Annotated in this window: 23 protein-coding genes, 5 tRNA genes and 1 pseudogene; 10 read left to right on the top strand and 19 right to left on the bottom strand. The window is 69.8% G+C overall.

Features of this window, described 5'->3' with window-relative positions:
- Window positions 1–54 precede the first annotated feature (54 nt).
- Entirely contained in the window at window positions 55–1818 is a 1764-nt protein-coding gene (locus AC1P0E_RS24525; RefSeq protein ID WP_482744278.1) for a DAK2 domain-containing protein, read from the bottom strand.
- Window positions 1819–1966: 148 nt separating this feature from the next.
- Between AC1P0E_RS24525 and rpmB the strand changes: the two genes are divergently transcribed.
- Complete coding sequence (rpmB, locus tag AC1P0E_RS24520; protein WP_003957616.1) at window positions 1967–2152, top strand: 50S ribosomal protein L28; 186 nt, start codon at window positions 1967–1969, stop codon at window positions 2150–2152.
- A 122-nt stretch (window positions 2153–2274) separates the two neighbouring features.
- Here the strand turns inward: rpmB and thiD are convergent, their stop codons facing one another.
- Window positions 2275–3078, bottom strand: a complete 804-nt coding sequence (gene thiD, locus AC1P0E_RS24515) for a bifunctional hydroxymethylpyrimidine kinase/phosphomethylpyrimidine kinase (protein ID WP_482744277.1) — start codon at window positions 3076–3078, stop codon at window positions 2275–2277.
- A 24-nt stretch (window positions 3079–3102) separates the two neighbouring features.
- A complete protein-coding gene (locus tag AC1P0E_RS24510) occupies window positions 3103–4089 on the bottom strand; it encodes a thiamine-phosphate kinase (RefSeq protein WP_482744276.1) in 987 nt (328 codons plus the stop codon).
- A gap of 205 nt (window positions 4090–4294) precedes the next feature.
- On the opposite strand from AC1P0E_RS24510, the gene AC1P0E_RS24505 reads away from it, so the two are divergent.
- Together AC1P0E_RS24505 and AC1P0E_RS24500 are read left to right on the top strand one after the other, a co-directional pair.
- A complete protein-coding gene (locus AC1P0E_RS24505; RefSeq protein WP_482744275.1) occupies window positions 4295–4528 on the top strand; it encodes an Lrp/AsnC family transcriptional regulator in 234 nt (77 codons plus the stop codon).
- Window positions 4529–4548: 20 nt separating this feature from the next.
- Window positions 4549–5049, top strand: a complete 501-nt coding sequence (locus tag AC1P0E_RS24500) for a DUF3515 domain-containing protein (protein WP_482744274.1) — start codon at window positions 4549–4551, stop codon at window positions 5047–5049.
- Here AC1P0E_RS24500 and AC1P0E_RS24495 read toward each other — a convergent pair.
- From AC1P0E_RS24495 to AC1P0E_RS24485, 3 genes are all read right to left on the bottom strand, one after another.
- Window positions 5046–6203, bottom strand: a complete 1158-nt coding sequence (locus tag AC1P0E_RS24495) for a D-alanine--D-alanine ligase family protein (protein ID WP_482744273.1) — start codon at window positions 6201–6203, stop codon at window positions 5046–5048. The two genes, AC1P0E_RS24500 and AC1P0E_RS24495, sit on opposite strands and share 4 nt — an antisense overlap.
- 145 nt (window positions 6204–6348) lie before the next feature.
- Window positions 6349–7362, bottom strand: a complete 1014-nt coding sequence (locus AC1P0E_RS24490) for an NAD(P)H-dependent glycerol-3-phosphate dehydrogenase (RefSeq protein WP_482744272.1) — start codon at window positions 7360–7362, stop codon at window positions 6349–6351.
- Entirely contained in the window at window positions 7359–8111 is a 753-nt protein-coding gene (locus AC1P0E_RS24485; RefSeq protein WP_482744271.1) for a lysophospholipid acyltransferase family protein, read from the bottom strand. Before AC1P0E_RS24485 ends, AC1P0E_RS24490 begins: the two co-directional genes overlap by 4 nt.
- Before the next feature lie 148 nt (window positions 8112–8259).
- On the opposite strand from AC1P0E_RS24485, the pseudogene cofC reads away from it, so the two are divergent.
- Window positions 8260–8931 (top strand): annotated as a pseudogene (gene cofC / locus AC1P0E_RS24480) (2-phospho-L-lactate guanylyltransferase); the annotation flags it as partial.
- Between the two features lie 354 nt (window positions 8932–9285).
- Here cofC and AC1P0E_RS24475 read toward each other — a convergent pair.
- The 4 genes from AC1P0E_RS24475 to leuC all read right to left on the bottom strand — a co-directional run bounded on the left by AC1P0E_RS24475 (window position 9286) and on the right by leuC (window position 12569).
- Window positions 9286–9975: an HU family DNA-binding protein gene (locus AC1P0E_RS24475; protein ID WP_482744270.1), complete on the bottom strand. Its 690-nt coding sequence runs from the start codon at window positions 9973–9975 to the stop codon at window positions 9286–9288.
- A gap of 143 nt (window positions 9976–10118) precedes the next feature.
- Entirely contained in the window at window positions 10119–10346 is a 228-nt protein-coding gene (locus AC1P0E_RS24470; RefSeq protein ID WP_482744269.1) for an SCO5555 family protein, read from the bottom strand.
- A 193-nt stretch (window positions 10347–10539) separates the two neighbouring features.
- Complete coding sequence (gene leuD / locus AC1P0E_RS24465) at window positions 10540–11133, bottom strand: 3-isopropylmalate dehydratase small subunit (protein ID WP_482745885.1); 594 nt, start codon at window positions 11131–11133, stop codon at window positions 10540–10542.
- A gap of 11 nt (window positions 11134–11144) precedes the next feature.
- Window positions 11145–12569 (bottom strand): 3-isopropylmalate dehydratase large subunit, encoded by a 1425-nt coding sequence (gene leuC, locus AC1P0E_RS24460; protein ID WP_482744268.1) that lies wholly within the window; start codon window positions 12567–12569, stop codon window positions 11145–11147.
- 175 nt (window positions 12570–12744) lie between these two features.
- Here leuC and ndgR point away from each other — a divergent pair, with 175 nt between their 5' ends.
- Window positions 12745–13464 (top strand): IclR family transcriptional regulator NdgR, encoded by a 720-nt coding sequence (gene ndgR / locus AC1P0E_RS24455; protein WP_028813744.1) that lies wholly within the window; start codon window positions 12745–12747, stop codon window positions 13462–13464.
- Between the two features lie 126 nt (window positions 13465–13590).
- Here ndgR and AC1P0E_RS24450 read toward each other — a convergent pair.
- The 9 genes from AC1P0E_RS24450 to AC1P0E_RS24410 form a co-directional block, all read right to left on the bottom strand.
- A tRNA-Glu gene (locus tag AC1P0E_RS24450) sits at window positions 13591–13663 on the bottom strand.
- A 25-nt stretch (window positions 13664–13688) separates the two neighbouring features.
- A tRNA-Gln gene (locus tag AC1P0E_RS24445) sits at window positions 13689–13760 on the bottom strand.
- A 30-nt stretch (window positions 13761–13790) separates the two neighbouring features.
- Window positions 13791–13863: transfer RNA gene (locus tag AC1P0E_RS24440), tRNA-Glu, on the bottom strand.
- 64 nt (window positions 13864–13927) lie between these two features.
- Window positions 13928–14000, bottom strand: a tRNA-Glu gene (locus AC1P0E_RS24435).
- Between the two features lie 23 nt (window positions 14001–14023).
- Window positions 14024–14095 (bottom strand) — tRNA-Gln (locus tag AC1P0E_RS24430).
- Window positions 14096–14182: 87 nt separating this feature from the next.
- Entirely contained in the window at window positions 14183–14902 is a 720-nt protein-coding gene (locus AC1P0E_RS24425; RefSeq protein WP_482744267.1) for an HAD family hydrolase, read from the bottom strand.
- 63 nt (window positions 14903–14965) lie between these two features.
- Window positions 14966–16441 (bottom strand): glutamate--tRNA ligase, encoded by a 1476-nt coding sequence (gene gltX / locus AC1P0E_RS24420; protein WP_482744266.1) that lies wholly within the window; start codon window positions 16439–16441, stop codon window positions 14966–14968.
- A complete protein-coding gene (locus tag AC1P0E_RS24415) occupies window positions 16434–17210 on the bottom strand; it encodes a fumarylacetoacetate hydrolase family protein (RefSeq protein ID WP_482744265.1) in 777 nt (258 codons plus the stop codon). The genes gltX and AC1P0E_RS24415 overlap by 8 nt, the downstream gene beginning before the upstream one ends.
- 98 nt (window positions 17211–17308) lie before the next feature.
- Window positions 17309–17488, bottom strand: a complete 180-nt coding sequence (locus AC1P0E_RS24410) for a hypothetical protein (protein WP_482744264.1) — start codon at window positions 17486–17488, stop codon at window positions 17309–17311.
- A gap of 573 nt (window positions 17489–18061) precedes the next feature.
- Between AC1P0E_RS24410 and AC1P0E_RS24405 the strand changes: the two genes are divergently transcribed.
- The 5 genes from AC1P0E_RS24405 (at window position 18062) to AC1P0E_RS24385 (ending at window position 26873) form a co-directional block, all read left to right on the top strand.
- On the top strand, window positions 18062–21811 hold the full coding sequence (locus tag AC1P0E_RS24405; protein WP_482744263.1) for a sensor histidine kinase: 3750 nt from the start codon (window positions 18062–18064) through the stop codon (window positions 21809–21811).
- Window positions 21812–21820: 9 nt separating this feature from the next.
- On the top strand, window positions 21821–22234 hold the full coding sequence (locus tag AC1P0E_RS24400; RefSeq protein ID WP_037649408.1) for a roadblock/LC7 domain-containing protein: 414 nt from the start codon (window positions 21821–21823) through the stop codon (window positions 22232–22234).
- Window positions 22235–22351: 117 nt separating this feature from the next.
- Window positions 22352–22759 (top strand): DUF742 domain-containing protein, encoded by a 408-nt coding sequence (locus AC1P0E_RS24395; RefSeq protein ID WP_454379300.1) that lies wholly within the window; start codon window positions 22352–22354, stop codon window positions 22757–22759.
- Window positions 22740–23321 (top strand): GTP-binding protein, encoded by a 582-nt coding sequence (locus AC1P0E_RS24390; protein ID WP_482744262.1) that lies wholly within the window; start codon window positions 22740–22742, stop codon window positions 23319–23321. Before AC1P0E_RS24395 ends, AC1P0E_RS24390 begins: the two co-directional genes overlap by 20 nt.
- Before the next feature lie 348 nt (window positions 23322–23669).
- On the top strand, window positions 23670–26873 hold the full coding sequence (locus AC1P0E_RS24385) for a nitrate- and nitrite sensing domain-containing protein (RefSeq protein ID WP_482744261.1): 3204 nt from the start codon (window positions 23670–23672) through the stop codon (window positions 26871–26873).
- Window positions 26874–26883: the final 10 nt, after the last annotated feature.

Below are 26883 nucleotides of genomic sequence, written 5' to 3'. Positions count from 1 at the left end.
CGGAGTCGCAAGTGTCGCAGGCAGGAAGGGGCGGGGCGGGGGGAAGGGAAAGGCCTACTCGACGCCGATCAGTAGGGCGGACGACTGGCGGCCGCCGTCGTACGTGACCGTGTCCACCGCCAGGTGGGACTCCCGGACGTGCGCCTCCAGGTACTCCGCAAGCCCCGCCGGCGCCTCCTCCCCCAGCACCAGCGTGACCATCTCCCCGCCCGCCGCCAGCATCCGGTCCAGGACCGTGCGGGCCGCCGCTGTCAGGTCGGACCCGATCACGACCACGTCGCCGTCGATCAGACCGAGCACGTCACCGGCCTGGCAGATGCCGGCCATCGTCCACGACTGCCGCTCGGCGATGGTCAGTTCGCCGTAGCGAGTGGCGCCCGCCGCCGACGTCATCGCCACGACGTCCTCGTCGAAGCGCCGGTCCGGTTCGTGGACGGCGAGGGCCGCGATGCCCTGGACCGCCGCGCGGGTCGGGATGAGGGCCACCCGTACCCCTTCGGTACGGACCTGCTCGGCCGCCGCGGCCGCCGTGTGCCGCAGGTCGGCGTCGTTCGGCAGCAGGACGACCTCGCGCGCGTGGGCGCGCCGGATCGCCTCCGCCAGCTCCCCGCTCGCGGGCGGCTCCCCCGGGCGCGCGAGCACAGTGGTCGCGCCGGCCTCCGCGCACAGTCCCGCCAGGCCCTCACCGGGTACGACGGCGACGACCGCCCGCTGGGCCCTCTCGCGGGGCGCCGCGACCCGGTCGGCGGCGAAGTGCGTGATGCGGATCCGGTACGGCCGCCCGGCCTCGACGCCCGCCTCCACCGCGGCGCCCGCGTCGTCCACGTGCACATGGACGTTCCACAGGCCGTCGCCGCCGACCACGACGAGCGAGTCCCCGAGCCCGTCGAGGCGGGTCCGCAGCCGGGCCACCGCCGCGTCGTCCGCCTCCAGCAGGTAGATCACCTCGAAGGCCGGGCCGCCCTCCTGCGCCGCGTCCGCCCACTCCGCGTCCGCGGGGCAGTCGTCGGTCACGGGAAGCGGCAGCGACGCGGGGGCTTCCCTCTTGCGTACGGCGACCGCCTCGCCCGAGACCGCCTCGACCAGCGCGCCGAGGACGGCCACCAGGCCCCGCCCGCCCGCGTCCACGACGCCCGCCCGCCCCAGCACCGCCAACTGCCCGGGGGTCGCGTCGAGCGCGGTGCGCGCCCCTTCGTACGCCGCGCGCACCACGGCGGTGGTGTCTCCGCCCACCCGCTCGGCGGCCTCGGCCGCCGCCGTGGCGACGGTGAGGACGGTGCCCTCGACGGGATGCGCGACCGCCTGGTACGCCGATTCGGCGGCCCTGCGCAGTGCCTGGCGCAGCCCCTCGGCGTCGGCTGCCCGGTCGGAAAAAACCTGCGCCATCCCGCGCAGCAACTGCGCCAGGATGGTCCCGGAATTCCCCCGGGCGCCGATGAGGGCGCCGTGCGCCATGGCCCGTACCGCGTCCGCGAGATCGGGTCCCGAGGTCTGAGCAGCGTCGGCGCCGGTGACGGTCTCATGTGCGGTGAACACCGCTTCGACGGCCTGAACGGCGGATTCCACGGTCAGGTAGAGATTGGTGCCGGTGTCCCCGTCCGCGACCGGATAGACGTTGATCGCGTCGATTTCCTCGCGGGCTCTGCCCAGCGCCTCCAGGGCCAGCGAGCACCAGGTGCGTACCGCGACGGCGTCGAGGGTCTGCGGCACCTGGCGTCCTCCTTGAGAGCGGGTTGAACCGCAGGGTAGTCGCGCGATGCGCCACGGCGGTGGCGGGGGCGGACGCGGGGGACGGGGCGAGGGCCCCTCGGGAGACATGGTAGTTTCGTTCTACGGGAGCAGCCGATGTATGCTGCTCCGGTTGCCCGATGAAAATCGGGACATTCCCCCGGCTACGCCACTCGATTCTTCGATCCCGGCATGCCGGGATCCACTGTAAGTGCATCTGAAGTCTTTGGAGTGACCCGTGGCTGCCAACTGCGACGTCTGCGGCAAGGGGCCGGGCTTCGGCAACAACATTTCGCACTCGCACCGCCGTACGTCTCGTCGCTGGAATCCCAACATCCAGCGCGTGCGTGCAGTGGTCGGTCGGACGCCGAAGCGGCTCAACGTCTGCACCTCGTGCATCAAGGCCGGCAAGGTCTCGCGCTGACGTATGCCAAGCGCGGCCACCTAGCTGGTTGCTTGAGAACCGGTCCACCCTCGTGGTGGGCCGGTTCTTTTTATGTCCGGACGCCTGTGGCCTGCGCACTCGCCGGCCACAGGCGTCCGGCATCAGGCTGAGGGAGTACTCCTGAGCCGCCAGCCGTGATCCACCGGTCCGATTCCCGCCCCGAGCGCGAACCCGGCGGCGATCGCCTCGGTCACGTACTCCTTGGCGGCAGCCACGGCCTGCGGTACGTCGAGGCCCTTCGCCAGGCCCGACGCGATCGCGGAGGCCAGCGTGCAGCCCGTCCCGTGCGTGTGCCGGTTGTCGTGGCGGGGGGCGCGCAGCCAGTGCTCCTCGGCGCCGTCGGTGAGGAAGTCCACCGCGTCGCCGGGCAGGTGGCCGCCCTTGACCAGCACCCAGCGCGGGCCGAATTCGAGGAGCGCGTCGGCCGCCCGCCGCAGTCCGGCCTCGGACTCCATGCGTACGCCGGTGAGCTGGGCCACCTCGTCGAGGTTCGGGGTGGCGACGGTCGCCGTGGGCAGCAGCTTCGTCCGTACCGATTCGAGGGCGGAGGTGGCGAGCAGCGGGTCGCCGTGCTTGGAGACGCCCACCGGGTCGACGACCACCGGGGCGTCGGTGCCGGCGAGCAGTTCGGCGACCGTCTCGACGAGTTCGGCCGAGGACAGCATCCCGGTCTTCACGGCCTGTACGCCGATGTCGTCGACGACGCTGCGGTACTGGGCCCGTACGGCCTCCACCGGCAGGTCCCAGGTGCCTTGCACACCCAGGGAGTTCTGCGCCGTCACCGCGGTGAGCACACTCATGCCGTGCACGCCGAGGGCCAGCATCGTCTTGAGGTCGGCCTGAATGCCCGCACCGCCACCGGAATCGGATCCGGCGACGGTGAGAACGCAAGGAAGTATTCGCATACGGGCGAATCTAGTACGCCAGGGCTACGGGGCGGTCTCGATGTCCCCGAAGTGATCGTCCCCGAAGTGGTCCCAGCCGCCCTTGCTCGTCCAGGGCGCCCCGTCGACCGTCACCTGCGGCAGCGCCGACGGGTTGAGGACCTCGCCGATGATCTTCCAGCGGGCGGGCAGCTTCGTGTCCGGCGGGAACGTCGCCACGATCGCGTGGTCCTCTCCCCCGGTCAGCACCCACTGGAGCGGGTCCACGCCGACCGCCTGCCCGATGTCGGACATCTGCGTCGGGATGTCGATGAGCCCGGACCGCAGGTCGATACGGACCTTGCTGGCCTCCGCGATGTGCCCGAGATCGGCGACGAGCCCGTCACTGACGTCGGTCATGGCGGTGGCGCCGAGCCCGGCGGCCGCGGGGCCCGCGTGGTACGGCGGCTCGGGGCGCCGGTGCGCCTCGACGAAGGCGCGCGGCGAGCGGAAGCCGCGCGAGAGGACCGCCAGGCCCGCCGCCGACCAGCCCAGCCAGCCGGTGACCGCGACGACATCCCCGGGCCGCGCGCCCGACCGCGTCACCGGTTCGTGGTTGCGCAGGTCGCCGAGCGCGGTGATCGCCACGGTGATGGTCTCGCCCCGTACGACATCACCGCCGACGACTGCGGCGCCCGCGACCTGGCACTCGTCCCTGATGCCGTCCATCAGCTCGGTCGGCCAGCTGACCGGGAGTTCGGCGGGCACGACGAGGCCGAGGAGCAGCGCGGTCGGCACCGCGCCCATCGCGGCGATGTCGGCCAGATTCTGGGCCGCGGCCTTGCGGCCCACGTCGTACGCCGTCGACCAGTCGCGCCGGAAGTGGCGTCCCTCGAGCAGAATGTCCGTACTCGCCACGACCCGCCGGTCGGGTGCGGCCACGACGGCGGCGTCGTCGCCGGGCCCCAGCCGTACCGCCGGGGTGGAGGTGAGCCGGGAGGTGAGCTCTCTGATGAGCCCGAACTCCCCCAGTTCGCCCACAGTGCCCTTCATGGATGTGCCCCTTCTGCCCCAGTGCGCTTGCGGTCGCGAGCCATCACTGCTGTAGGTACCGTCAACTCATACGTCAACTTCTGGTCTCCGTACGCCACGCTCCGTACGCCGACGGCCGCGCAGGTCTCCCCGCTGCCCGCGACGACGCGATACGGTGGCGTCTCTTTATCTCCCACATGATCCTCGTGGCCGCCCTGGAGGTTCCGTGGTACAGGCGTACATCCTCATTCAGACCGAGGTGGGCAAGGCGTCGTCCGTCGCCGAGACCATCGGCAAGATTCCGGGAGTGATCCAGGCCGAGGACGTGACCGGACCCTACGACGTGATCGTGCGCGCGCAGGCCGACACGGTCGACGACCTCGGCCGCCTGGTGGTCGCCAAGGTCCAGCAAGTGGACGGCATCACCCGCACTCTGACCTGCCCGGTCGTGCACCTTTAGCCCCCGTCTACTCTTGGCCGGTGACTTCTTCTTCCCGCCGGCTCCTGTCGCGTTCGTCGGTGCCGCGGCTGTCGGCGCTTTCGTGCGCCGCCCTGCTGCTCGCCGCCGCCGGCTGCTCCCTCACGGACGATGCCGTGGCGATCCCGGTTCCCACCCCGTCCTCGGAAGAGGCCGAGGTGTGCCGGGCGCTGCACCGTGAGCTGCCTCAGACCGTCGAGGGGCAGAAGCGGCGCACCGCCGACCCGGAGTCGGAGCTCACCGTCGTATGGGGAGATCCGGCGATCGTACTGCGCTGCGGTGTCCCCCGGCCGGAGAAGATGAGCGATCCGTCGGCGAAAGCGGTGGAGGCGGACGGCGTCAACTGGATGCTGGAGCGGCAGGAGGACGGCAGCCCGCGGTTCACCACCACGTACCGCGAGGCCTACGTCGAGGTCACGCTCCCCGCGAAGTACGCCCACGACGTCACGCCGTTGGCGGCCTTCGCGGGGCCGGTGAAGAAGGCAGTGCCCAAAACCCTCTAGCGCAGGCCCGTCGGGCGGCGCAGCGCGGCCTGGATCAGCCGGTCCACGAGCTCCGGGTAGGACACCCCGGTCTCCTGCCACATCCGCGGGTACATGGAGATCGGCGTGAAGCCGGGCATCGTGTTGATCTCGTTGATCACGAACTCGCCGGTGTCGAGCAGGAAGAAGTCCGCGCGTACGAGACCCTCGCAGGACGCGGCGTCGAACGCCTCGACCGCGAGCCGCCGCACCTCGGCGGTCTGCTCCTCGGTCAGCGGCGCGGGCACCAGGCCGGCCGCCGAGTCGATGTACTTCGCCTCGAAGTCGTAGAAGTCGTGGGACGTGACGGGCGGGATCTCGGCGGGCACGCTCGCGCGCGGTCCGTCCTCGAACTCCAGCACACCGCACTCGATCTCGCGGCCGCGCAGCAGCGACTCGACCAGGATCTTGGGGTCGTGGCGCTGCGCCTCCTCGATCGCCTCGTCGAGGCCGGAGAGGTCGTCGACCTTGGTGATGCCCATCGAGGAGCCACCGCGTGCGGGCTTCACGAAGAGCGGCCAGCCGTGCTCGCCGGCGAAGTCGACGATCTTCTTGCGGGCGGCTGAGGGATCGTTTTCCCACTCCCGGGGGCGGATGACCTCGTACGGGCCGACCGGCAGCCCGAAGGAGATGAACACCCGCTTCATGTACTCCTTGTCCTGGCCGACGGCCGAGGCGAGCACACCGGAGCCGACGTACGGGACACCGGAGAGCTCCAGGAGGCCCTGGAGGGTGCCGTCCTCGCCGTACGGGCCGTGCAGCATGGGGAAGACGACGTCGACCTCGCCCAGCGCCTTGGGCACCGAGCCCGGCTCGCTGAGGACGACTTCACGGTTGCCCGGGTCGACCGACAGGACCACGCCGCCCTCGGTGGACTCGGCGAGGTCCTCGACACTCGGCAGGACCCGGTCGGCGATGGCCATCCGGTCGGGCTCGTCGGCGGTCAGCGCCCAGCGGCCTTCCGTCGTGATGCCGATCGGCAGTACGTCGTACTTCTCACGGTCGATGGAGCGCAGTACGGCGCCGGCCGTGACGACCGAGATGGCGTGCTCGGAGCTGCGGCCGCCGAATACGACGGCCACGCGCGGCTTGCGGGGCTCCTGCGCAGGGCTCTGGGGGAGGTTCTCGCTGCTCATATCGCGTTGAGACTACCGTGCACATCCGGTGCCGTGGAGTGCGGGCGCGGCCCCGGCGTGCTGCCCGGCTCCCCGGGCCGGTGGCCGGAGGCCGCCGCAACACCTCGAAGCCCGCAAAGCGCGCGAGAGGTGCGTGCGGAAGGGATCAGCGGCGCTCGGGCTTGGCGCTGCGTGACATCAGTTCCTTCAGCGCGACGATCGGCGGCTTCCCGTTGTGGACGATGTCGACGACCGTGTCCGTGATCGGCATGTCGACGCCGTGACGGCGGGCCAGATCAGCCACAGACTCGCAGGATTTGACGCCCTCGGCGGTCTGCTTGGTGACCGCGATGGTCTCGTCGAGCGTCATGCCGCGGCCGAGGTTGGTGCCGAAGGTGTGGTTGCGCGAGAGCGGCGAGGAGCAGGTGGCGACCAGGTCGCCGAGGCCCGCGAGTCCGGAGAAGGTGAGCGGGTCGGCGCCCATCGCCAGGCCCAGGCGGGTCGTTTCGGCGAGGCCGCGGGTGATGAGGGAGCCCTTGGCGTTGTCGCCGAGGCCCATGCCGTCCGCGATGCCGACGGCGAGGCCGATGACGTTCTTGACGGCGCCGCCGAGTTCGCAGCCGACGACGTCGGTGTTGGTGTACGGGCGGAAGTACGGGGTGTGGCAGACGGACTGGAGCCGGGTGGCCACCGCCTCGTCGGTGCAGGCGACGACCGCGGCGGCGGGCATCCGGGCCGCGATCTCCTTGGCGAGGTTGGGTCCGGTGACCACCGCGACCCGCTCGGCGGGCGCCTTGGCCACCTCCTCGATGACCTCACTCATCCGCTTGGCGGTGCCGAGTTCGACTCCCTTCATCAGGGAGACGAGGACGGTGTCGGCGGGCAGCAGCGGCGCCCACGCGGCGAGGTTGCCACGCAGCGTCTGCGAGGGGATGGCGAGCACCGTGAAGTCGGCGCCCTCGGCGGCCTCGGCGGGGTCGGTGGTGGCGCGCAGCGAGGCGGGCAGTTCGACGCCCGGGAAATAGTCGGGGTTCGTACGGCCGTTGTTGATGGCGTCGGCGACTTCGGCGCGGCGGCCCCAGAGGGTCACCTCGCAGCCCGCGTCGGCCAGCACCATGCCGAAGGCGGTGCCCCAGGAGCCTGTTCCGTATACGGCGGCCTTCACCGGCTGGCGTGTCACTTTGCGTTCTCTCCCTCGGCTTTGCGCCGCTGCTCCGCGCGGGCCCTGCGGTGGTCGTACGGCTCGCCGGGCGCGGGCTCGCCGCGCAGCTCGGCGAGCTGCTCCGTGATGGCGGCCATGATGGCCTCGGTCGCTTCGCGCAGCACGTCGGGCGTCGGTTCCTTGTCGTAGAACCGGTCCAGGTCGACGGGTGGACCTGCCTGCACCGACAGCGTCTTGCGCGGGAAGAGCCGAAGTTTGTTCTCCTCGGCGTACGGCGGCATCGCCAAGTTGGCGCCCCACTGGGCGACCGGGATGACGGGGGCCTTCGTCATGAGGGCCACGCGCGCCGCTCCGGTCTTGCCCGCCATCGGCCACATGCCGGGGTCGCGGGTGAGCGTTCCTTCGGGATAGAAGGCGACGCATTCACCGCGCTCGATGGCGTCGACTGCCGCGCGGAAAGCGTCGAGTGCGTTGGTGGTCTCGCGGTAGACGGGGATCTGGCCCGTACCGCGCAGCATCATCCCGACGAACGGGGTCTTGAAGAGGCCCGCTTTGGCAAGCAGCCGGGGAACACGTCCCGTGTTGTACTGGAAGTGCCCGTAGGAGAGCGGGTCCAGATACGAGTTGTGATTGACCGCGGTGATGAATCCGCCCTCGGCCGGAATGTTCTCCATTCCGCGCCAGTCCCGCTTGAACAGCACCACCAGCGGGGGTTTGGCGATGACCGCTGCCAGGCGGTACCAGAAGCCGATTCTGCGGCGGGACACTCGGACACCTTCCTCTAGGACCGGGCTGCGTTGTACGTATGTGCCTGGTCAGCCGCACAAGTGTCGCCCCAGGTCCCCTGTCTGTCGAGAACACCGTACGCCCCGGGCAGGGCCCCGGACCCCCTGCCCGCAGTACGCGCAGGCCACAATGGGGTCCGACGCACACCGGACGGAGGGCTGGCCACTGAACACGCTCCGGACCGCTCCCTGGTCCCTGGTCGTCCCCCTGAAGCCCCTGTTGCTGGCCAAGAGCAGGCTCGCCCTGTCGGCGGGCGACGCGTTGCGCCGCAGGCTCGCTCTGGCCTTCGCCGAGGACACCGTGGCCGCCGTGCTGGCCTGCGCGGCGGTACGGGATGTGGTGGTCGTCACGGACGACGGGCCCGCGGGCGCGGCCCTGGCCGCCCTTGGGGCGCGCATCACGCCGGACACCCCGGCCGCGGGTCTCAACGCCGCTCTGGCGCACGGGGCACGCACGGTGCGGGCGCTGCGGCCCGGCGCGGCAGTCGCCGCGCTGAATGCGGATCTTCCCGCACTGCGCCCGGCGGAATTGCAGCAAGTGCTCGATTATGCCGCCGCATTTCCCCGCGCATTTCTGGCGGATGCGACCGGAATCGGTACGACGCTGCTTTCCGCGGCGCCGGGGGTGGAATTGGCGCCGTTCTTCGGTGGCCCTTCGCGCGCCCGGCATTCGGCCGCGGGGGCCCGGGAAATACCGCTGGCGGGAGTCGATTCCGTACGCCAGGACGTGGACACCGGCGAGGATCTGCGGGCGGCGCTGGCGCTCGGCGTGGGCCCGCGCACGGCCCGGCTGAGCGCGGCGGTCACCGGCAGATACGCTGCGCTCATGCAGGCGACCGCGTACACGTACGACTCCGAGACCCGCAGCGGCAGTGTGCTGCTCGACGACGGCACCCCGGTGGACTTCGACGCCACGGCCTTCGACGCGGGCGGCCTGCGGCTGCTGCGTCCGGGGCAGCGGGTGCGTATCGAGGGCGAGGGCGCCGGCGCGGGTCTGCGCATCACCCTGGTGACGCTGCAGACCTTCTGACAAGCCTCCCCCGGGGGCGGCTCCCCGCCGCTGACGGGCGGCCCCTGCTCGTGGGGCCCCGGACACACCGCGGGCCGGGCTCCCCGGAGGGAGCCCGGCCCGGCGCGTGAGTCGTGGCTGCCCCTGCTACTTCCCGGCAGCGGTCTTCTTCGCGGTGGTCTTGCGCGCCGTGGCCTTCTTGGCGGGCGCCTTCTTCGCGGTGGTCTTCTTGGCCGGCGCGGTCTTCTTGGCGGTGGCCTTCTTGGCGGCGGGCGTGGCCTTCTTGGCGCCGGCCGTCTTCTTCGCCGTCGCGGTGGCCTTCTTGGCGGTCGCGGTGGTCTTCTTGGCGGCGCCCGTGGCCTTCTTGGCCGGGGTCGCCTTCTTCGCCGTGGCGGTAATCTTCTTGGCGGGGGTCGCCTTCTTCGCCGTGGTCGTCTTCTTGGCGGCGGCCCTCTTGGTGGCGGCCTTCTTGGCCGATGCCTTGGAGATGGTGGGGGGCGGGCCCGAAAGGCTGCCCTTGGGGGCCTTCTTTACGGCGACCTCGCCACCCTTGGGGAGCTTCTTCGAGCCGCTGACCAGGTCCTTGAAGCCCTGACCGGCGCGGAAGCGCGGAACCGAGGTCTTCTTGACCCGTACCCGCTCGCCCGTCTGCGGGTTGCGGGCGTAACGGGCCGGACGGTCGACCTTCTCGAACGATCCGAAGCCGGTGACCGACACACGGTCGCCGGCGACCACTGCACGGACGATCGCGTCGAGTACCGCGTCGACCGCGTCAGCGGCCTGCTGACGGCCGCCGACCTTGTCTGCAATCGCTTCTACGAGCTGCGCCTTGTTCACGTCTTCCCCTTCGGAGACATTGCCAGAACGAATGTGTTCAAGCTTTTTCGCACGTTAGGCAGATATATACCGCAAATCAAACACGAAACGGGCTAATCACCCTAGTGCCGCAACGAAGTAGACCTTGCGGAGTTCCACAGGCCTCAGTCACCTTCAGGGAATCGACCCTCGTCGAGGTCCTTCAGCAACCTGTCCAGGCGCCTTGCCGCATCGGCGAGATCGTGTTTCGCCGCGGCCGTTATGACCAGCAGCTTCCGGGTCAGCGCCATCCGTACGCCCTCCGGGACTTGCAGTGTGCGCACCCTTGTGTGTGCTTCTTTCAGCCGGTCCGCGACCGCCTCATAGAGCTTGAGTTGGCTGTCGCGTTCCATGCACCGATTGTGCCATCTGGGGCGAGTTGTCGCCTCCGGCGGGGGCAACTAATGGAATCCAGGTGTCCAAAAGCCCTCCAGTAAGCTCACGGCGCGGCGTCCATCTTCCCCACGTACCACGGGAGTTGGAGCCCAAACATGGCGTTGCCCCCTACCGCGGACGGTAGGGGGCAACGGAGTGACGGCAGGGGCGTCAGACCTGCGTCGTACTGGGCTTGAAGGACGGCCGGCCGGCCTCGTAAGCGGCGATGGACGGCTCGTTCTGGAGGGTGATGCTGATGTCGTCCAGGCCGTTCAGCAGACGCCAGCGGGCGTTCTCGTCAAGCTCAAAATCAGCCGTAATGCCTTCTGCCCGTACTTGACGGTCCTCGAGGTCCACGGTGATCTCCGCCGTGGGGTCCGCGTCGGCCAGTGCCCAGAGGGCATCAACGACCTTCTGGTCCAGTACGACGGTCAGCAGGCCGTTCTTGAGCGAGTTGCCGCGGAAGATGTCGGCGAACCGCGAGGAGATCACGGCCTTGAAGCCGTAATTCTGCAGGGCCCACACGGCGTGCTCACGGGAGGAGCCGGTACCGAAGTCGGGGCCCGCCACCAGGACCGTGGCACCTTTGCGCTCGGGGCGGTTGAGGACGAACTCCGGGTCCTTGCGCCAGGCCTCGAACAGCCCGTCCTCGAAACCGTCGCGGGTGACCTTCTTCAGCCAGTGCGCCGGGATGATCTGGTCGGTGTCGACGTTGCTGCGGCGCAGCGGAACGGCCCGGCCGGTGTGTGCGGTGAAAGCTTCCATGGCCATGATGCTCAGGCCTCCACGAGCGTCGGAGCGTCGGACAGGTCGACGGGCGCGGCCAGGTGGCCCAGCACCGCCGTGGCGGCGGCAACCTGCGGCGACACCAGGTGGGTACGGCCGCCCTTGCCCTGCCTGCCCTCGAAGTTGCGGTTGGAGGTGGACGCGGAGCGCTCACCGGGCGCCAGCTGGTCCGGGTTCATGCCCAGACACATCGAGCAGCCCGCGTGCCGCCATTCGGCCCCGGCGGCGGTGAACACCTTGTCCAGGCCCTCCTCGATCGCCTGCAGCGCGACGCGCACGGACCCCGGGACGATCAGCATCCGTACGCCGTCGGCGACTTTGCGGCCGTCCATGAGCGCGGCGGCGGCCCGCAGGTCCTCGATGCGGCCATTGGTGCACGAACCTACGAAGACGGTGTCGACCTTGATCTCGCGCAGCGGCTGCCCCGCGGTCAACCCCATGTACTCCAGGGCCTTTTCGGCGGCGAAGCGCTCCGAAGCGTCCTCGTACGAAGCAGGGTCGGGGACGTTGGCCGACAGCGGCGCGCCCTGGCCCGGGTTGGTGCCCCAGGTGACGAACGGCGCCAGTGCGGCGGCGTCGATGACGACCTCCGCGTCGAAAACGGCGTCGTCGTCGGTGCGCAGCGTCTGCCAGTAGGCGACGGCGGCGTCCCAGTCCTCGCCCTGCGGGGCGTGCACACGGCCCTGCAGGTAGTCGAAGGTGGTCTTGTCGGGGGCGATCATGCCCGCCCGCGCGCCGGCCTCGATCGACATGTTGCAGATGGTCATCCGGGCCTCCATCGAGAGCTTCTCGATGGCGGAACCGCGGTATTCGAGGACGTAACCCTGACCGCCGCCGGTGCCGATCTTCGCGATGATGGCGAGGATCAGGTCCTTGGCGGTTACGTCGTCGGGCAGTTCGCCCTCGACGGTGATCGCCATGGTCTTCGGGGGCGCCATCGGCAGCGTCTGCGTCGCCAGGACGTGCTCGACCTGCGACGTACCGATACCGAAGGCCAGCGCGCCGAACGCGCCGTGGGTGGAGGTGTGGCTGTCGCCGCAGACCACGGTGGTGCCGGGCTGGGTCAGGCCCAGCTGCGGTCCCACCACGTGGACGACGCCCTGCTCGACGTCGCCGAGCGGGTGCAGCCGGACGCCGAAGTCCGCGCAGTTCTTGCGCAGCGTCTCCAGCTGGATCCGGGAGACCGGGTCCGCGATCGGCTTGTCGATGTCGATGGTCGGGGTGTTGTGATCCTCGGTGGCGATGGTGAGGTCGAGCCGCCGTACCTGGCGGCCGCTCTTGCGGAGGCCGTCGAAGGCCTGCGGGCTGGTCACCTCGTGCAGCAGGTGCAGATCGATGAAGAGGAGATCCGGCTCGCCCTCGGCGCGCCTGACGACATGGTCGTCCCAGACCTTCTCCGCAAGTGTCCTACCCATCGCTTTCCCTTCGACCGGCGTCTTCGCCGGCCCATCTAGAGATCGGATCGCCCTCGCCCTGGACCCCCGTACGGGGCGGTGGCTGCTGAGCCGTTGTGCGGCCTCCCCTACAGATTCGCAAGTTCCCGGAAAAATTGAACTTGCGTTTCACAGAGTGAGACGCGAGTATCGACGCATGGACAACTCTAGCGGCGTCGGCGTTCTCGACAAGGCAGCTCTGGTACTGAGCGCACTGGAGTCCGGTCCGGCCACCCTCGCCGGGCTGGTCGCGGCGACAGGGCTTGCACGACCCACGGCACATCGCCTTGCCGTGGCACTGGAACACCACCGGATGGTGGCGAGGGACATGCAGGGCCGGTTCATCCTCGGCCCGCGGCTGTCGGAACTTTCCGCCGCGGCGGGCGAGGACCGGCTGCTGGCCACGGCCGGTCCCGTACTCACGCATCTGCGTGACGTCACCGGCGAGAGCGCGCAGCTCTACCGCCGGCAGGGCGACATGCGTATCTGCGTCGCGGCGGCCGAGCGGCTGTCCGGACTGCGGGACACCGTCCCGGTGGGCTCCACGCTCACCATGAAGGCGGGCTCGTCCGCCCAGATCCTGATGGCCTGGGAGGAGCCGGAGCGCCTGCACCGCGGCCTCCAGGGCGCCCGCTTCACGGCGACCGCCCTGTCGGGTGTACGCCGCCGGGGCTGGGCCCAGTCGATCGGCGAGCGGGAGCCGGGCGTGGCCTCGGTGTCGGCGCCGGTGCGCGGTCCGTCCAACCGCGTGGTCGCGGCTGTCTCGGTATCCGGACCGATCGAGCGGCTGACCCGCCATCCGGGCCGGATGCACGCCCAAGCGGTCATCGACTCGGCGGCGCGCCTGTCGGAGGCGCTGCGCCGCTCCGGCGGCTGACATTCCCGGAAACCGCCCGAGCCGCCCGGCGCCCCGACACCGGGCGGCTCGGGCGGCGGCGACTGCCGCAAGGAGCACAGAGAACGCGAGAAGGCCCTCCGCGATGCGAAGGGCCTTCTCTGTACGTACCCCCGACCGGATTCGAACCGGCGCTACCGCCTTGAGAGGGCGGCGTGCTAGGCCGCTACACAACGGGGGCCTGTTTACTGCGACTTGGTACTGCGCTGGGCTACCAGGACTCGAACCTAGACTAAGGGAACCAGAAACCCTCGTGCTGCCAATTACACCATAGCCCATGGTGGTTTAGACCAATGTGGTTTTACCCGTACCCCCGACCGGATTCGAACCGGCGCTACCGCCTTGAGAGGGCGGCGTGCTAGGCCGCTACACAACGGGGGCCTTTGGCGATCCCTACGTCACCACATCCAGGAGCGACCCGAAGGTGGTGGAAAGAAAGGATCTGTACCCCCGACCGGATTCGAACCGGCGCTACCGCCTTGAGAGGGCGGCGTGCTAGGCCGCTACACAACGGGGGCCTGTGCAGAAAAAGCTCTGCGAGCTGGGCTACCAGGACTCGAACCTAGACTAAGGGAACCAGAAACCCTCGTGCTGCCAATTACACCATAGCCCACCAAAACGCAACCCCCTGATGGGGGTTTGTTTGGTTCGCGCTTCCCGGCCGGACCTTTCGGCCCTCTCGGGCGGCGCAGAAAGAACATTACCCGAAGGTGGACGGCGCTCCAAAACGGGTATCGCCCCGCAACAGCCCAGGTAGCTGCTCAAGGCCGGTGATCCGGACGAGCTCCGGACGGCCACCGAGTCCGCCGCGGTCGAGCCAGATCCCGACCAGGCCGGCGGCGTCGGCTCCCCGCGCGTCGATGTCGGGCTGGTCACCGACGTACGCCACCTCGCACGGGGGCAGCCCGAGCACGTCGCAGGCGGCGTGGAAGGCCGCGGCGGCGGGCTTGCAGAAGCCAAGCTCGGCGGCGCACAGGAGCGCCTCGAAGCGGTCGCGTACGCCGAGGACGCGCAGCTTGCGATCCTGATTGTGAACGCTGGAATTGGACAGCACGGCGTGGCGGTACTCGTCCGCCAGGACATTCAGCGCCGGGACGGTGTCGGGGAAGAGCTTCCAGGCGGCCTCGTAGTGGGCGACGTACCGCAGGAACCACTCGTCCGCCGCCTCGTCGGTCAGCGGCGTCCCGAGAAAGGCCCGCACCCGGTCGCGCCGCTGCTCCTCGAAACCGGCTTCGCCGGCGGCGAACCGCGCCCAGTGCAGCTCGGTGATCTCACGCCAGCGGCCGAGGGCCAGGTCGACGGACTCGTACTCGCCCAGCAGCCCCTCGGCCGCGAGGTGATCACGCATGCCGGCGGTATCGGCGCTCGCATAGTCGAAGATCGTGTCGTCGATGTCCCAGACCACAGCACGGATCGGCATGCTCCGACGGTACGCGAAAGGCCCGGACGCCGGTGTGGCTTCCGGGCCCTTCGGACGTACGAACTACGCGGCGAGCTTCGCCAGGGCCGCGTCGATGCGGGTCAGGGTCTTCTCCTTGCCCAGGATCTCCAGGGACTCGAAGAGGGGCAGGCCTACCGTGCGGCCGGTGACTGCCACGCGGACCGGGGCCTGGGCCTTGCCGAGCTTCAGGCCGTGGGCCTCGCCGGCGGCCAGGACGGCCTCCTTGAGGGACTCCGGACTGGTCCAGTCGGCCGCTTCGAGGTTGGCGCGAGCTGTGGTGAGGAGCGGGACCGGCTCGCCCTTCATCGCCTTTGCCCAGGACGCCTCGTCCTCCACCGGCTCGTCGAGGAACAGGAAGTCGACGTTCGCTGTGATGTCGGAGAGGACTGTTACGCGGGTCTGCGCGTGCGGGGCGATCGCCTCGAAGGCCGCGCGGTCGAAGGACTCCGGCTTCCAGTTCGCGTACGGCGCCTTCAGCCAGGGCTCGCAGGCCGCCGTGAAGTCTTCGACCGAGAGCTTGCGCAGGTGCTCGGCGTTGATGTGCTCGCACTTCTTCAGGTCGAAGCGCGCCGGGTTGGCGTTGACGTCCGCGATGTCGAAGGCGGCGACCATCTCCTCGATCGTGAAGATGTCACGGTCCTCGGCGATGGACCAGCCGAGGAGGGAGAGGTAATTGAGCAGGCCCTCGGGGAGGAAGCCGCGCTCGCGGTAGAGGTTGAGCGACGCCTCGGGGTCGCGCTTGGAGAGCTTCTTGTTGCCCTCTCCCATGACGTACGGGAGGTGGCCGAAGGCCGGGACCTCCTTGGCGATACCCAGCTCGATCAGCGCCTTGTAAAGCGCGACCTGGCGCGGGGTGGAGGAGAGAAGGTCCTCGCCGCGCAGTACGTGAGTGATCTCCATCAGCGCGTCGTCGACCGGGTTGACGAGCGTGTAGAGCGGGGCGCCGTTGGCGCGGACGATGCCGTAGTCCGGGACGTTGTCCGGGTTGAAGGTCAGCTCGCCGCGGACCAGGTCCGTGAAGGTGATCGGCTCGTCGGGCATGCGGAAGCGCACGATGGCTTCGCGGCCTTCCGACTTGTAGCGGGCGATGCGGTCTTCACTGAGGTTGCGGCACGTGCCGTCATAGCCCGACGGCTTCCCGGCCGCGCGGGCGGCGTCGCGGCGTACCTCCAGCTCAAGGGCGGTGCAGAAGCACTCGTACGCGTAACCGCCCGCCATCAGCTTCTGGGCGACATCCTTGTAGATGTCCATCCGCTGCGACTGGCGGTACGGGGCGTGCGGGCCGCCCACCTCGGGGCCCTCGTCCCAGTCGAGGCCGAGCCAGCGCAGCGAGTCGAGCAGCTGGTTGTACGACTCCTCGGAGTCGCGGGCGGCGTCGGTGTCCTCGATGCGGAAGACCATCGTGCCGCCGTTGTGCCGGGCGAACGCCCAGTTGAACAGGGCGGTGCGGACCAGGCCCACGTGGGGGTTGCCGGTCGGCGAGGGACAGAAACGTACTCGTACGGGTGCGCTAGCCACGCTTGATCACCTTGTTGGTGAGAGTGCCGATGCCTTCGATGGTGACGGCGACTTCGTCGCCGACGTTCAGGGGTCCGACTCCGGCCGGGGTCCCCGTGAGGATGACGTCGCCCGGGAGCAGCGTCATGGCCTCGGAGATGTGCACGATCAGGTCCTCGACGGACCGGACCATCTCGCTCGTACGCCCCAGCTGGCGCTGTTCGCCGTTGACCGTGCACTGGATGGTGAGGTCGCCGGGGTCGAGGTCGGTCTCCACCCAGGGGCCGAGCGGGCACGAGGTGTCGAAGCCCTTGGCCCTGGCCCACTGCTTCTCGCGCTGCTGGACGTCGCGTGCGGTCACGTCGTTGGCGCAGGTGTAGCCGAGGATGACTTCCCTGGCGCGTTCGCGCGGGACCTCGCGGCACATGCGGCCGATGACCACGGCCAGTTCGGCTTCGTGGTGCAGCTCGCTGGAGAAGGAGGGGTACGCGATGTCGTCGCCCGGGCCGGTCACCGAGGTGGACGGCTTGAAGAAGGTGAGGGGCGCGTCCGGGACCTGGTTGCCGAGCTCCGCCGCGTGCTCCGCGTAGTTGCGGCCGACGGCCACGACCTTGCTGGGAAGCACGGGCGGCAGGAGGCGGACCTTGCTCAGCGGGACCTTGACGCCGGAGAGTTCGAAGTCGGCGTACGGAATGCCCTTGATGATGTCCAGGACGAGGTCGTCGGGACGCTCGCCCTCGACCGCGCCGAAGGCAACATTGCCGTCGATGGAGAACCTGGCGATGCGCACGGGATGCTGCCGCCCCTTACTTGCTGGCTGGCTGGAGACTGACGCCCCAGGCTAACGCGGCCGGGGCGTCCGGCCTCCCGCATCAGCGGCGTGCCTGCCTACGCGGCGGGGGCTTCCATCAGAATGGTCCGGCGCGGGTTGGCGGTCTCGGAGGGCAGGTCGACGGGGTGCTCGGGCCGCTCGGCCTCCCGCAGGTCCGCGGCGTCCGCGAGATGCACCAGCGTGGTGCGGCGGGGGTTGGCGGTGCTGCGGAACATCGACGCGGTCGTGGTCTTCATCTGCTGTTGGGGCCTTGTCGGTACGGGCGCCACCTGGGCGCGGTGATTGTCGGATTCGCCATCCCTGTAAAGCGTCAGGCTAAACATCCGGATCCCCGCCGAAGATGTGAAGCAGTCGAGAAAGGCGTGTGAGTTTCCTCACGAGATGGCGGGCAAATCAACCATTTCAGGCGCCGCACACAGACCGAGGAAACGGACATTGCACCACTGAAGGCATCATTCCGCTCCTGATCATCAGGACTGGGACACCCCCTACCCCTAAGCGACTCGTTCCGCTTTGACCCTTTTAAGCCCGAACACTTTCTACATGGGGTTACGGGGCACTCACAGGGGGTCACTCGGGTCACGGCCCGACACGCGGGCCTTGTTGGAGATCCGGCACTGTGCTGGAATTCCCCGGACCGCCGCGAGATTCCAGCCGGCGCGCAGGGCGCAACGCAGCGCCGAGTGGCGGCGGGAAGGGGAGAAGCGCCGGTCACTCACGACCACCCATGGGGCCGCTCGGTGCCCCACGACTCGACACCGTTCCGCCGTTCACGCGGAGGAACGCCTGGTCCAGAGGTTGCGACGCTAGTGCAGGGACGTTTCAAGAGGGATGGCAGCGCTGCGGCGGAGCAGGAGCCGCGCGGGACCGACCGCGGATCCTCGCCCCAGCACGCCCAAAACCACGCGTCGGCCGCGGCCGACGGCGGCGATCGCGCTCTGCGCGCCGGGGTCAAGGGCGGCAGCGAGCAGGCGGCCCCGGCGAGAGCCAAGGAGCCCACTTCCACGGGCTCTCGAATAGCCCTGCGCAACTGGCGAATCAGCACCCGTCTGGTCTCCCTGCTGGCCCTGCCGGTGGTCGCGGCGACCACCCTCGGTGGTCTGCGTATCAACGAGTCCATGAACGACATGGAGCAGCTGGAGCACATGCAGCTGCTGACCGACATGACCAAGCAGGCGACCGAGCTCGCCCTCGCGCTCCAGGATGAGCGCGACAAGTCTGCCGGTCCTCTCGCCAACGGCACCAGCCCGGCCGACTTCAAGGTCAAGGGCCCCAGGGACAAGACGGACCGCGCCAAGGACTCGTTCGTCGCCGGGACCCAGAACATCGACCCGGGCGGCGACGAGAGCCTGCGGAGCATCAGGGCCAGCCTCTACCAGATCGCGTCCCGGCTGAACTCCATTCGCCAGATCCGCGACGGCGCGTACCAGAAGAAGACGACCAACTCGCAGACGGTCAACAACTACAACCAGTTGATCGAGTCACTGCTGAGCCTCTCCCAGGACATGGCGCAGGCGACCTCCAACCCGGAGATGATCAAGCGGACGCGTGCCCTGTCCGCGTTCTCCTCCGCCAAGGAGTACGCCTCCATCCAGCGCGCGATCATCGCCGCCTCCCTGCCGGCGAACGACCGCGAATCCGGCGTGCTCACCGAGAACGACCGCCTCTATGCCAAGTCCGCCATGGACAGCGAGCGCGCGGCGCTCAAGCAGTTCGACCAGGTGTACGTCGGCGACAACGAGGAACTCACCGCCTCGCTGGACAGCGGCAGCCCCACGATCGAGGCCGCCGACAAGTACGCGAACCGGGTGCTCTCGACGCCGGGCAGGCTCAAGAGCGAGCAAGAGCGTTCGTACATGGACTGGGTCGACGCCGACTCCACCAAGATCGACGCGATGAAGCGGATCGAGGCCACGCTTCTCAACGAGATGGAGCAGAAGGCCCGTGAGCTGCGCAACGAGTCGCAGCAGGACGCCATCCTCAACGGTGTACTGATCCTGCTCGTCCTCGGCGTCTCGCTCGTCGGCGCGTTCGTCGTGGCCCGCTCCATGATCCGCTCGCTGCGCCGCCTCCAGGACACCGCGACCCGGGTCGCCCAGGACCGCCTCCCCGAGCTCGTCAAGCAGCTCTCCGAGGCCGACCCGCAGGACGTCGACACGTCCGTGGAGTCCGTCGGTGTGCACTCGCGCGACGAGATCGGCCAGGTGGCCGCGGCCTTCGACGACGTGCACCGCGAGGCGGTCCGACTGGCCGCCGAGCAGGCGCTGCTGCGAGGCAACGTCAACGCGATGTTCACCAACCTGTCGCGGCGTTCGCAGGGTCTTATCCAGCGTCAGCTCTCGCTCATCTCCGAGCTGGAGTCGCGCGAGGCCGACCCCGACCAGCTGTCCTCGCTCTTCAAGCTCGACCACCTCGCGACCCGCATGCGCCGTAACGGTGAGAACCTGCTCGTTCTCGCCGGTGAAGAGCCCGGCCGCCGCTGGACGCGGCCCGTGCCGCTCGTCGACGTGCTGCGTGCCGCCGCGTCCGAGGTGGAGCAGTACGAGCGCATCGAGTTGTCGTCGGTGCCGGGCACCGAGGTCGCGGGACGCGTCGTCAACGACCTCGTGCACCTGCTCGCCGAGCTGCTGGAGAACGCCACGTCGTTCTCCTCGCCGCAGACCAAGGTCCGCGTCACCGGGCACGCCCTGCCCGACGGCCGCGTGCTCGTCGAGATCCACGACACCGGTATCGGCCTGTCGCCGGAAGACCTCGCGGCGATCAACGAACGGCTCGCCTCGCCGCCCACCGTGGACGTCTCGGTCTCGCGCCGCATGGGCCTGTTCGTGGTCGGCCGCCTGTCGCTGCGACACGGCATCCGCATCCAGCTGCGCCCCTCCGACTCCGGCGGCACGACCGCGCTCGTCATGCTGCCCGTCGACGTCGCCCAGGGCGGCAAGAAGGTTCCGGCGAACACCGGCGCCGCCGCGCAGCCGCAGGTGCCTTCGGGCCCCGGCGGCCGTATGCCGGCCGGTCCCGGTGCTGTCGGCGGCCCAGCCGCTCCGGCGGGACGGCTGCCGGCCGGTCCCGGCGGCGCCCGTGGCCAGGTCGCCGGCGCCGGTCAGCGTGCGGCCCTGCCCGGACGCGACGGCGGGCCCGCGCAGGGCCAGCAGCGCGGCTCCGGTCAGGGTGGCGGTCTCGGCGGTGCCTTCGGCGGCAACCGCCAGGCCGGGAACCGTGAGCGTTCCGACGTACGCCCGAACTCCTTCCAGCAGAACGGCCCCGCCCAGGGCGACCAGGGCCGTCCGCAGCCGCAGCCCCAGCAGCCGAACCGGGGCGGCGCCCGCGCCGAGCTGCCTGGCGGCGGCCCCGCCCAGCAGCGCCCGGCGCGTCCGCAGACGACGAGCTGGGGCAACGACCAGCCGCGCGGACACGAAGAGGCGGAGACGGCGTCCCGGCAGGGTCCCGGCTCCACCGCGGAGTTCCAGCGGCCGAACTTCGACGCACCGGACGGACCGCCGCCCGCTTCCACGGGCGTGTTCGAGCGTTCCGACGTCCGCGGCCCCGTGGGACCTGCGGCCGGCGGCCAGTACGAGCGTCCCGGCCAGCGCGGTCAGCAGGACCCCGCCGCGGGCCAGTTCGCCAGGCCCACGGCCAACGCCCCGCAGAACAACGCCCCGCACGGCAGCGTTCCGCAGGGCAACGCCCCGGCCGGCCAGTACCAGCGCCCCGAGCTCCCCGGCCCCATGGACCCCGCGTCCACCGCGCAGCTCCCCCGGCCGGACTTCAACGCCCCGCAGCAGGCCAACCCGGCCGGCGCGTACGGCGGACCGGCCCAGCCGCAGGGACAGGGCCGCCGTCCGGGCCAGGGCCGTCCCCAGGGCGCCCCGAATCAGGGCGCCCCGAACCAGGGCGGTCCCCAGGCCCTCGGCCCGGCGCCGCGCAGGCACGGCCGCGACGTCCGGCGCGACGAAAACACAGCCGCCCCCGCACCGCGTCAGCCCGCCGCGAGCCTGCCTCCGCAGCCGCAGCAGCACGAGCTGCCGCCCGCCGCCGGTCCCGGTGACGGACGTACGCCGCTCTTCGACACGCTCGAGTCGAACTGGTTCCAGCAGCAGCAGGGCGAGCAGCAGGCGCCCGCCGCACCCCAGCAGTCCGGGCGGCCCGCGCAGCAGTCACCTGCCGCGCCCGCCGCCACCCCTCCAATGCCGCAGCGCGCCCAGGCGCGCGACACGGGTGCCGCGAGCAGCACCGCCAACGGTACGAACGCCACCAACGGCGCCGCCTGGCGCACCTCGCCGAACGACGAACTCGTAAAGCAGGCCGAGCGGGTAAAGAAGCCCGCAGCCGGCGGTGTCACGACCTCGGGTCTGCCGCGTCGCGTCCCCCGTGCCAATCTGGTGCCGGGTACAGCGCAGCAGCAGAACCACCAGACCGGTCCGCAGGTTTCGCGTGCGCCAGACGACGTACGCGGCCGGCTGACCAATCTTCGTCGGGGTATCCAGCAAGGCCGGCAGGCCGGAAGCGGCTCGTCGACCGGGAGTTTCAACATTGACCCCACTCACCAGCAGGAGCGTTAGTTGAGTCCGATGAGCCAGGCGGCGCAGAATCTGAACTGGTTGATCACCAACTTCGTGGACAACACCCCAGGGGTGTCCCACACGGTGGTGGTCTCCGCCGATGGACTCCTTCTGGCGATGTCCGAAGGCTTCCCGCGTGACCGTGCCGACCAGCTGGCGGCCGTGGCCTCCGGCCTGACCTCGCTGACCGCGGGGGCTTCCCGGATTTTCGAGGGCGGGGCTGTGACCCAGACCGTCGTCGAGATGGAGCGCGGTTTCCTCTTCCTCATGTCCGTTTCCGACGGCTCCTCCCTGGCCGTGCTCGCACACCCCGACTGCGACATCGGCCTCGTCGGTTACGAAATGGCGCTGCTGGTCGACCGGGCCGGCAGCGTGCTCACCCCTGACCTCCGTGCGGAGCTTCAGGGCAGCCTTCTCCACTAGCCCGCGCACCCTCAGGTATTGCCGAGAAACAAACCGTCAGGCCGCGCAGAAGCCCCCCACCCCGGCCCCGTCAGACGGCAGGCCCATCCACTGCTGTCATGCCCGGAGGATCGATCCATGACCCCGCCCCCCGCCTCTCGTGATCCGTACGGAGCGCGCCTCGACGCGTCGTACGATCAGGAAGGCGACCAGCCGCTGGTACGTCCGTACGCGATGACCGGCGGCCGGACCCGGCCCCGCTATCAGCTCGCCATCGAAGCGCTGGTCAGCACCACCGCCGACCCCGCGCACCTCTCCTCGCTGCTGCCCGAGCACCAGCGGATCTGCCACCTGTGCCGCGAGGTCAAGTCGGTGGCCGAGGTCTCGGCGCTGCTGTCGATGCCGCTCGGAGTCGCGCGGATCCTTGTCGCCGACCTGGCGGAGGCCGGCATGGTGGCGATCCACCAGCCGGGCAATGGAGAGGCCGGCGGCACGCCGGATGTGACGCTGCTGGAAAGGGTGCTCAGTGGACTTCGGAAGCTCTAGCAGCGGAACTGCCCGCTCCACCACCTCCGCGAAGATCGTGGTGGCGGGCGGCTTCGGCGTCGGCAAGACGACGTTCGTCGGAGCCGTCTCCGAGATCGACCCGCTGCGCACCGAGGCGGTCATGACCAGCGCGAGCGCCGGTATCGACGACCTCACGCACACCGGTGGCAAGACGACGACGACCGTCGCCATGGACTTCGGCCGCATCACGCTGGACCAGGACCTGATCCTGTACCTCTTCGGTACGCCCGGTCAGGACCGCTTCTGGTTCATGTGGGACGACCTCGTACGCGGTGCGATCGGCGCCGTGGTGCTGGTGGACACCCGCCGTCTCGCCGACTGCTTCCCCGCGGTCGACTACTTCGAGAACAGCGGCCTGCCCTTCGTCATCGCCCTCAACGGCTTCGAGGGGCACCAGCCGTACACACCGGACGAGGTGCGCGAAGCCCTGCAGATCGGTCCCGGTACGCCGATCATCACCACCGACGCGCGCCACCGGGCGGACGCCAAGAGCGGTCTGATCACGCTCGTGGAGCACGCCCTGATGGCACGCCTCAAGTAGTCCCTCGCATACGGCAGTTGTCGTACGTTGTCGTAGCGGATAGGGGGCGGACTGTGTCCTTAGACACTCTCCGCCCCTCTGTTCATAACGTTTCGAAAGAGAATTGCCCCGCCACGGCCACCGCACGCGTTCGCGCGGTACCACTGCGCTCACATTGGCCCCGCATTTTGGCGGGGCTCGTTCTGTTTGACCGTTTTATCTGAGGCTTACACCACTCGGAACGGCCGGTTCCCGCTGTTTGGAACGCAGCCGCTCGACGTGCTGGAATTCGTCGAACTCCCGAGTAGTACGGCCCTGAACGAAAAAACGGCACAACGTAGGTGCCGGCGCCGAGAGGTTGTTGGTCGAGTGAGGCGTAGCAAGACGAGCTCCGCACAGCAGCAGGGCATGGACGCGCGGGGCAACTTCACCCCGCCGCCGCGCACAGCGACGTCGCCCGCGACCTCGCCCGCTGGTGCCGCTCCTGCGGGCAGCGGTGGCAGTGGCAAGGGCGGTGGCAGCAACAGCCGCTTCTCGCCGCGCAACTGGCGCGTGCCCACCAGGCTGAACGCGATCCTGCTCATACCCGTGCTGGTCGGCCTCGTCATGGGCGGCTTCCAGGTGAAGGGCTCGGTCGACACCTGGCAGGAGGCGCAGGACGCCGAGAAGACCGCGGTCCTCATCCGCGCGGCTTCCGAGTACAGCCAGGCGCTGCTCAACGAGCGTGACCTGACCGCCGCCCCGCTCCTCCAGGGCAAGCGCACCAGCTCCGAGGTCAAGCAGGCGTACGCCCTGACCGACGAGGCCGCGAAGAAGTTCGCGGACGCCTCCGGCGACATCCCCGAGAAGCAGGGCCTGGAGCGCCGTCTCGGCCTGCTCGCGAAGGAGGAGCCCAAGCTCCCCGCGCTCCGCAAGGCCGCGTACAGCAAGGCCCTGGACCCGGTGCAGACCGAAGAGGGTTACGTCGGCATCCAGCACTACCTGATGGAGCTGTCGAACGAGCTCGGCCTCGGCACCGGCAACATCACCGCCTACGGCCGTACGGTCTACGCCGTCCAGCTCGCCAAGGCCGCCACGTCGCTCCAGCGCTCCATCGGCATGCACCTCCTGATCCGCCCGAGCGCCGACCCGGAGAAGCTCGCGAAGCAGACGGTCGCGTTCAACTCGTACAACTACCTGGAGCAGATCGCCCTCGGCGAGTACGTCTCCGGCGGTACGCAGGAGGACACCGACAAGCTCAAGCGCATCATGAAGGGCAAGGCGGAGGACGGCGCCAAGAAGCTCGCCGCCGCCAAGCAGCAGGCCGACCAGGCCGGCGTCCCCTTCGTGGCTCCGCCGAGCAAGGACGGTTCGATCCTCGACGGCATGGCCGAGGAGATCGGCCAGGGCAAGCCCGCGGGCCTGAAGGCCAAGGGCGTCACGCCCGAGGTGTGGATGGCCGCCGCGACCGCCAAGTTCGACGGTTACACCGAGATCGAGAACGAACTCGTCGACAAGGCCGTGACGGAGGCCGCGGCGATCTCCTCCGACGCCAAGACCGACGCCATCGTCAACGGCCTGATCGTCGTCATCGCCCTGCTGGCCTCGGTCATCCTGGCCGGTCTCATGGCCCGCCAGATGAGTAACGCCATGCGCCAGCTGCGTACCGCCGCCTTCGGCATCGCCGAGCAGCGTCTGCCAATGCTGGTCGACCAGCTCTCCCGTACGGAGCCGGGCCGCGTCGACACCCGGGTCGAGCCGATCCCGATCACGTCGCACGACGAGATCGGCGAGGTCGCCCGCGCCTTCGACCAGGTGCACCGTGAGGCCGTGCGGCTCGCCGCCGAGCAGGCCATGCTCCGTGGCAACGTCAACGCGATCTTCACCAACCTCTCGCGCCGCAACCAGTCCCTCATCGAGGGCCAGCTGACGCTGATCACCGACCTCGAGAACAACGAGGCCGACCCGGACCAGCTGGAGAACCTCTTCAAGCTGGACCACCTCGCGACCCGTATGCGCCGCAACGGCGAGAACCTCCTGGTCCTCGCCGGCGAGGAGCCGGGCCGCCGCTGGAACCAGCCGGTCCCGCTGGTCGACGTGCTGCGCGCCGCCGCCTCCGAGGTGGAGATGTACGAGCGCATCGAGCTCACCGGCGTACCGGAGTCGGAGATCCACGGCCAGGCCGTGACCGACCTCGTGCACCTGCTCGCCGAGCTGCTGGAGAACGCCACCACGTTCTCGTCGCCGCAGACGAAGGTGCGCGTCACCGCGACCCGTCTCCCGGACGGCCGTGTCATGGTCGAGATCCACGACAAGGGCATCGGCCTCACCGCCGAGGACTTCGCGGACATCAACCACAAGCTGGCGAACCCGCCGACCGTGGACGCCGCCGTCTCGCAGCGCATGGGCCTGTTCGTGGTCGGCCGCCTCGCGGACCGGCACAGCGTCCGCGTCCAGCTGCGCCCCTCGGGCGAGCAGGCCGGCACCACGTCGCTGGTCATGCTTCCGGACGCCATCACCCACGGTGGCGGCGGCGAGCAGCTCCCGCACGACGACTTCACGGTCTCCTCGATCATTCCCGAGCAGCAGGCGTACGAGAGCGCTCCGATGCGCACGGCGGCCGAGCTTGGCTTCGACGACTCGGCCTACGGCAACGAGGGCGACGACGCCCAGCTGGACCCGGTGGGCCGCTCGCTGATGCGCGAGGAGCGGCGTGCGCAGCTGGAGGCGCAGGCCGTCGGCGACCGCCCGCTGTTCCGCGACGAGATGCAGCAGGCGTCGTACGAGAACCCGCAGCAGTCGTACGACGACTCGCAGGCGCAGTACGAGCAGCCTCAGCAGCCGGCGTACGACCAGGGCGGGTACGACGACTACCCGGCGTACCAGACCTATCCGGACGCCGAGTACCAGGAGCCTGCGGCACCCCGGGCGACGTACGAAGACACGTACGATTCCCCCTCCCACCAGGGGAACTGGCCGGAGCAGGCGTCGTACCAGGGCGCGTACGAGCCGGAGTTCGGGTCGGAAGCGGAATCTGCGCCGGGCGCTCCCGCGAACGACCGGGAGCGCGTAGGCTTCGACCGTCCCAGTTCCGCCCCGGCTTCCGGCCACGATGTGACCGGCGCCGGCCTCCCGCGGCGTGGCGGCCAGCAGCACTGGCAGCCCGGCGGGGAGCCGGCCGGACAGTCCGTCGGACAGGAAGCGGCGCAGCAGCAGCCGGTCGTCGCCCAGCAGCCGCAGCAGGACGCGCCGCAGCAGGACGGGAACGAAACGGGCAGCACCACCGATGACTGGCGTTCCTCGAACGACGAGCGCTGGCACCGGGCGGAGAAGCTCCGTGAGCCCAAGGCAGGCGGAGTCACCTCCTCCGGCCTCCCCCGGCGGGTTCCCAAGGCCAACCTGGTCGAGGGAACCGCGGAGCAGACCCCGCAGGGCGGCCCCCAGGTCTCCCGCGCTCCCGAGGACGTACGGGGCAGGTTGAGCAACCTGCGCCGTGGTGTCCAGCAGGGTCGCAACGCGGGAACGGACACGAACACGGCGGCCACCTACGATCAGAACGGTGGCCATGGCAACACCTACAACCAGGAGCGTTAGTGTGAGCCCG

The organism is Streptomyces sp. TRD_SC_5 (assembly GCF_056836825.1).
Note: the sequence above shows the minus strand (reverse complement) of the source record. Positions and strands in the feature narration are given on the sequence as shown.

Coding starts and splice junctions, on each gene's coding strand:
- AC1P0E_RS24525 (WP_482744278.1), bottom strand. CDS start 1,818: ATGTCTCCCGAGGGGCCCTCGCCCCGTCCCCCGCGTCCGCCCCCGCCA.
- thiD (WP_482744277.1), bottom strand. CDS start 3,078: ATGCGAATACTTCCTTGCGTTCTCACCGTCGCCGGATCCGATTCCGGT.
- AC1P0E_RS24510 (WP_482744276.1), bottom strand. CDS start 4,089: ATGAAGGGCACTGTGGGCGAACTGGGGGAGTTCGGGCTCATCAGAGAG.
- AC1P0E_RS24495 (WP_482744273.1), bottom strand. CDS start 6,203: ATGAGCAGCGAGAACCTCCCCCAGAGCCCTGCGCAGGAGCCCCGCAAG.
- AC1P0E_RS24470 (WP_482744269.1), bottom strand. CDS start 10,346: ATGGAACGCGACAGCCAACTCAAGCTCTATGAGGCGGTCGCGGACCGG.
- leuD (WP_482745885.1), bottom strand. CDS start 11,133: ATGGAAGCTTTCACCGCACACACCGGCCGGGCCGTTCCGCTGCGCCGC.
- leuC (WP_482744268.1), bottom strand. CDS start 12,569: ATGGGTAGGACACTTGCGGAGAAGGTCTGGGACGACCATGTCGTCAGG.
- ndgR (WP_028813744.1), top strand. CDS start 12,745: ATGGACAACTCTAGCGGCGTCGGCGTTCTCGACAAGGCAGCTCTGGTA.
- AC1P0E_RS24425 (WP_482744267.1), bottom strand. CDS start 14,902: ATGCCGATCCGTGCTGTGGTCTGGGACATCGACGACACGATCTTCGAC.
- AC1P0E_RS24410 (WP_482744264.1), bottom strand. CDS start 17,488: ATGAAGACCACGACCGCGTCGATGTTCCGCAGCACCGCCAACCCCCGC.
- AC1P0E_RS24400 (WP_037649408.1), top strand. CDS start 21,821: ATGAGCCAGGCGGCGCAGAATCTGAACTGGTTGATCACCAACTTCGTG.
- AC1P0E_RS24395 (WP_454379300.1), top strand. CDS start 22,352: ATGACCCCGCCCCCCGCCTCTCGTGATCCGTACGGAGCGCGCCTCGAC.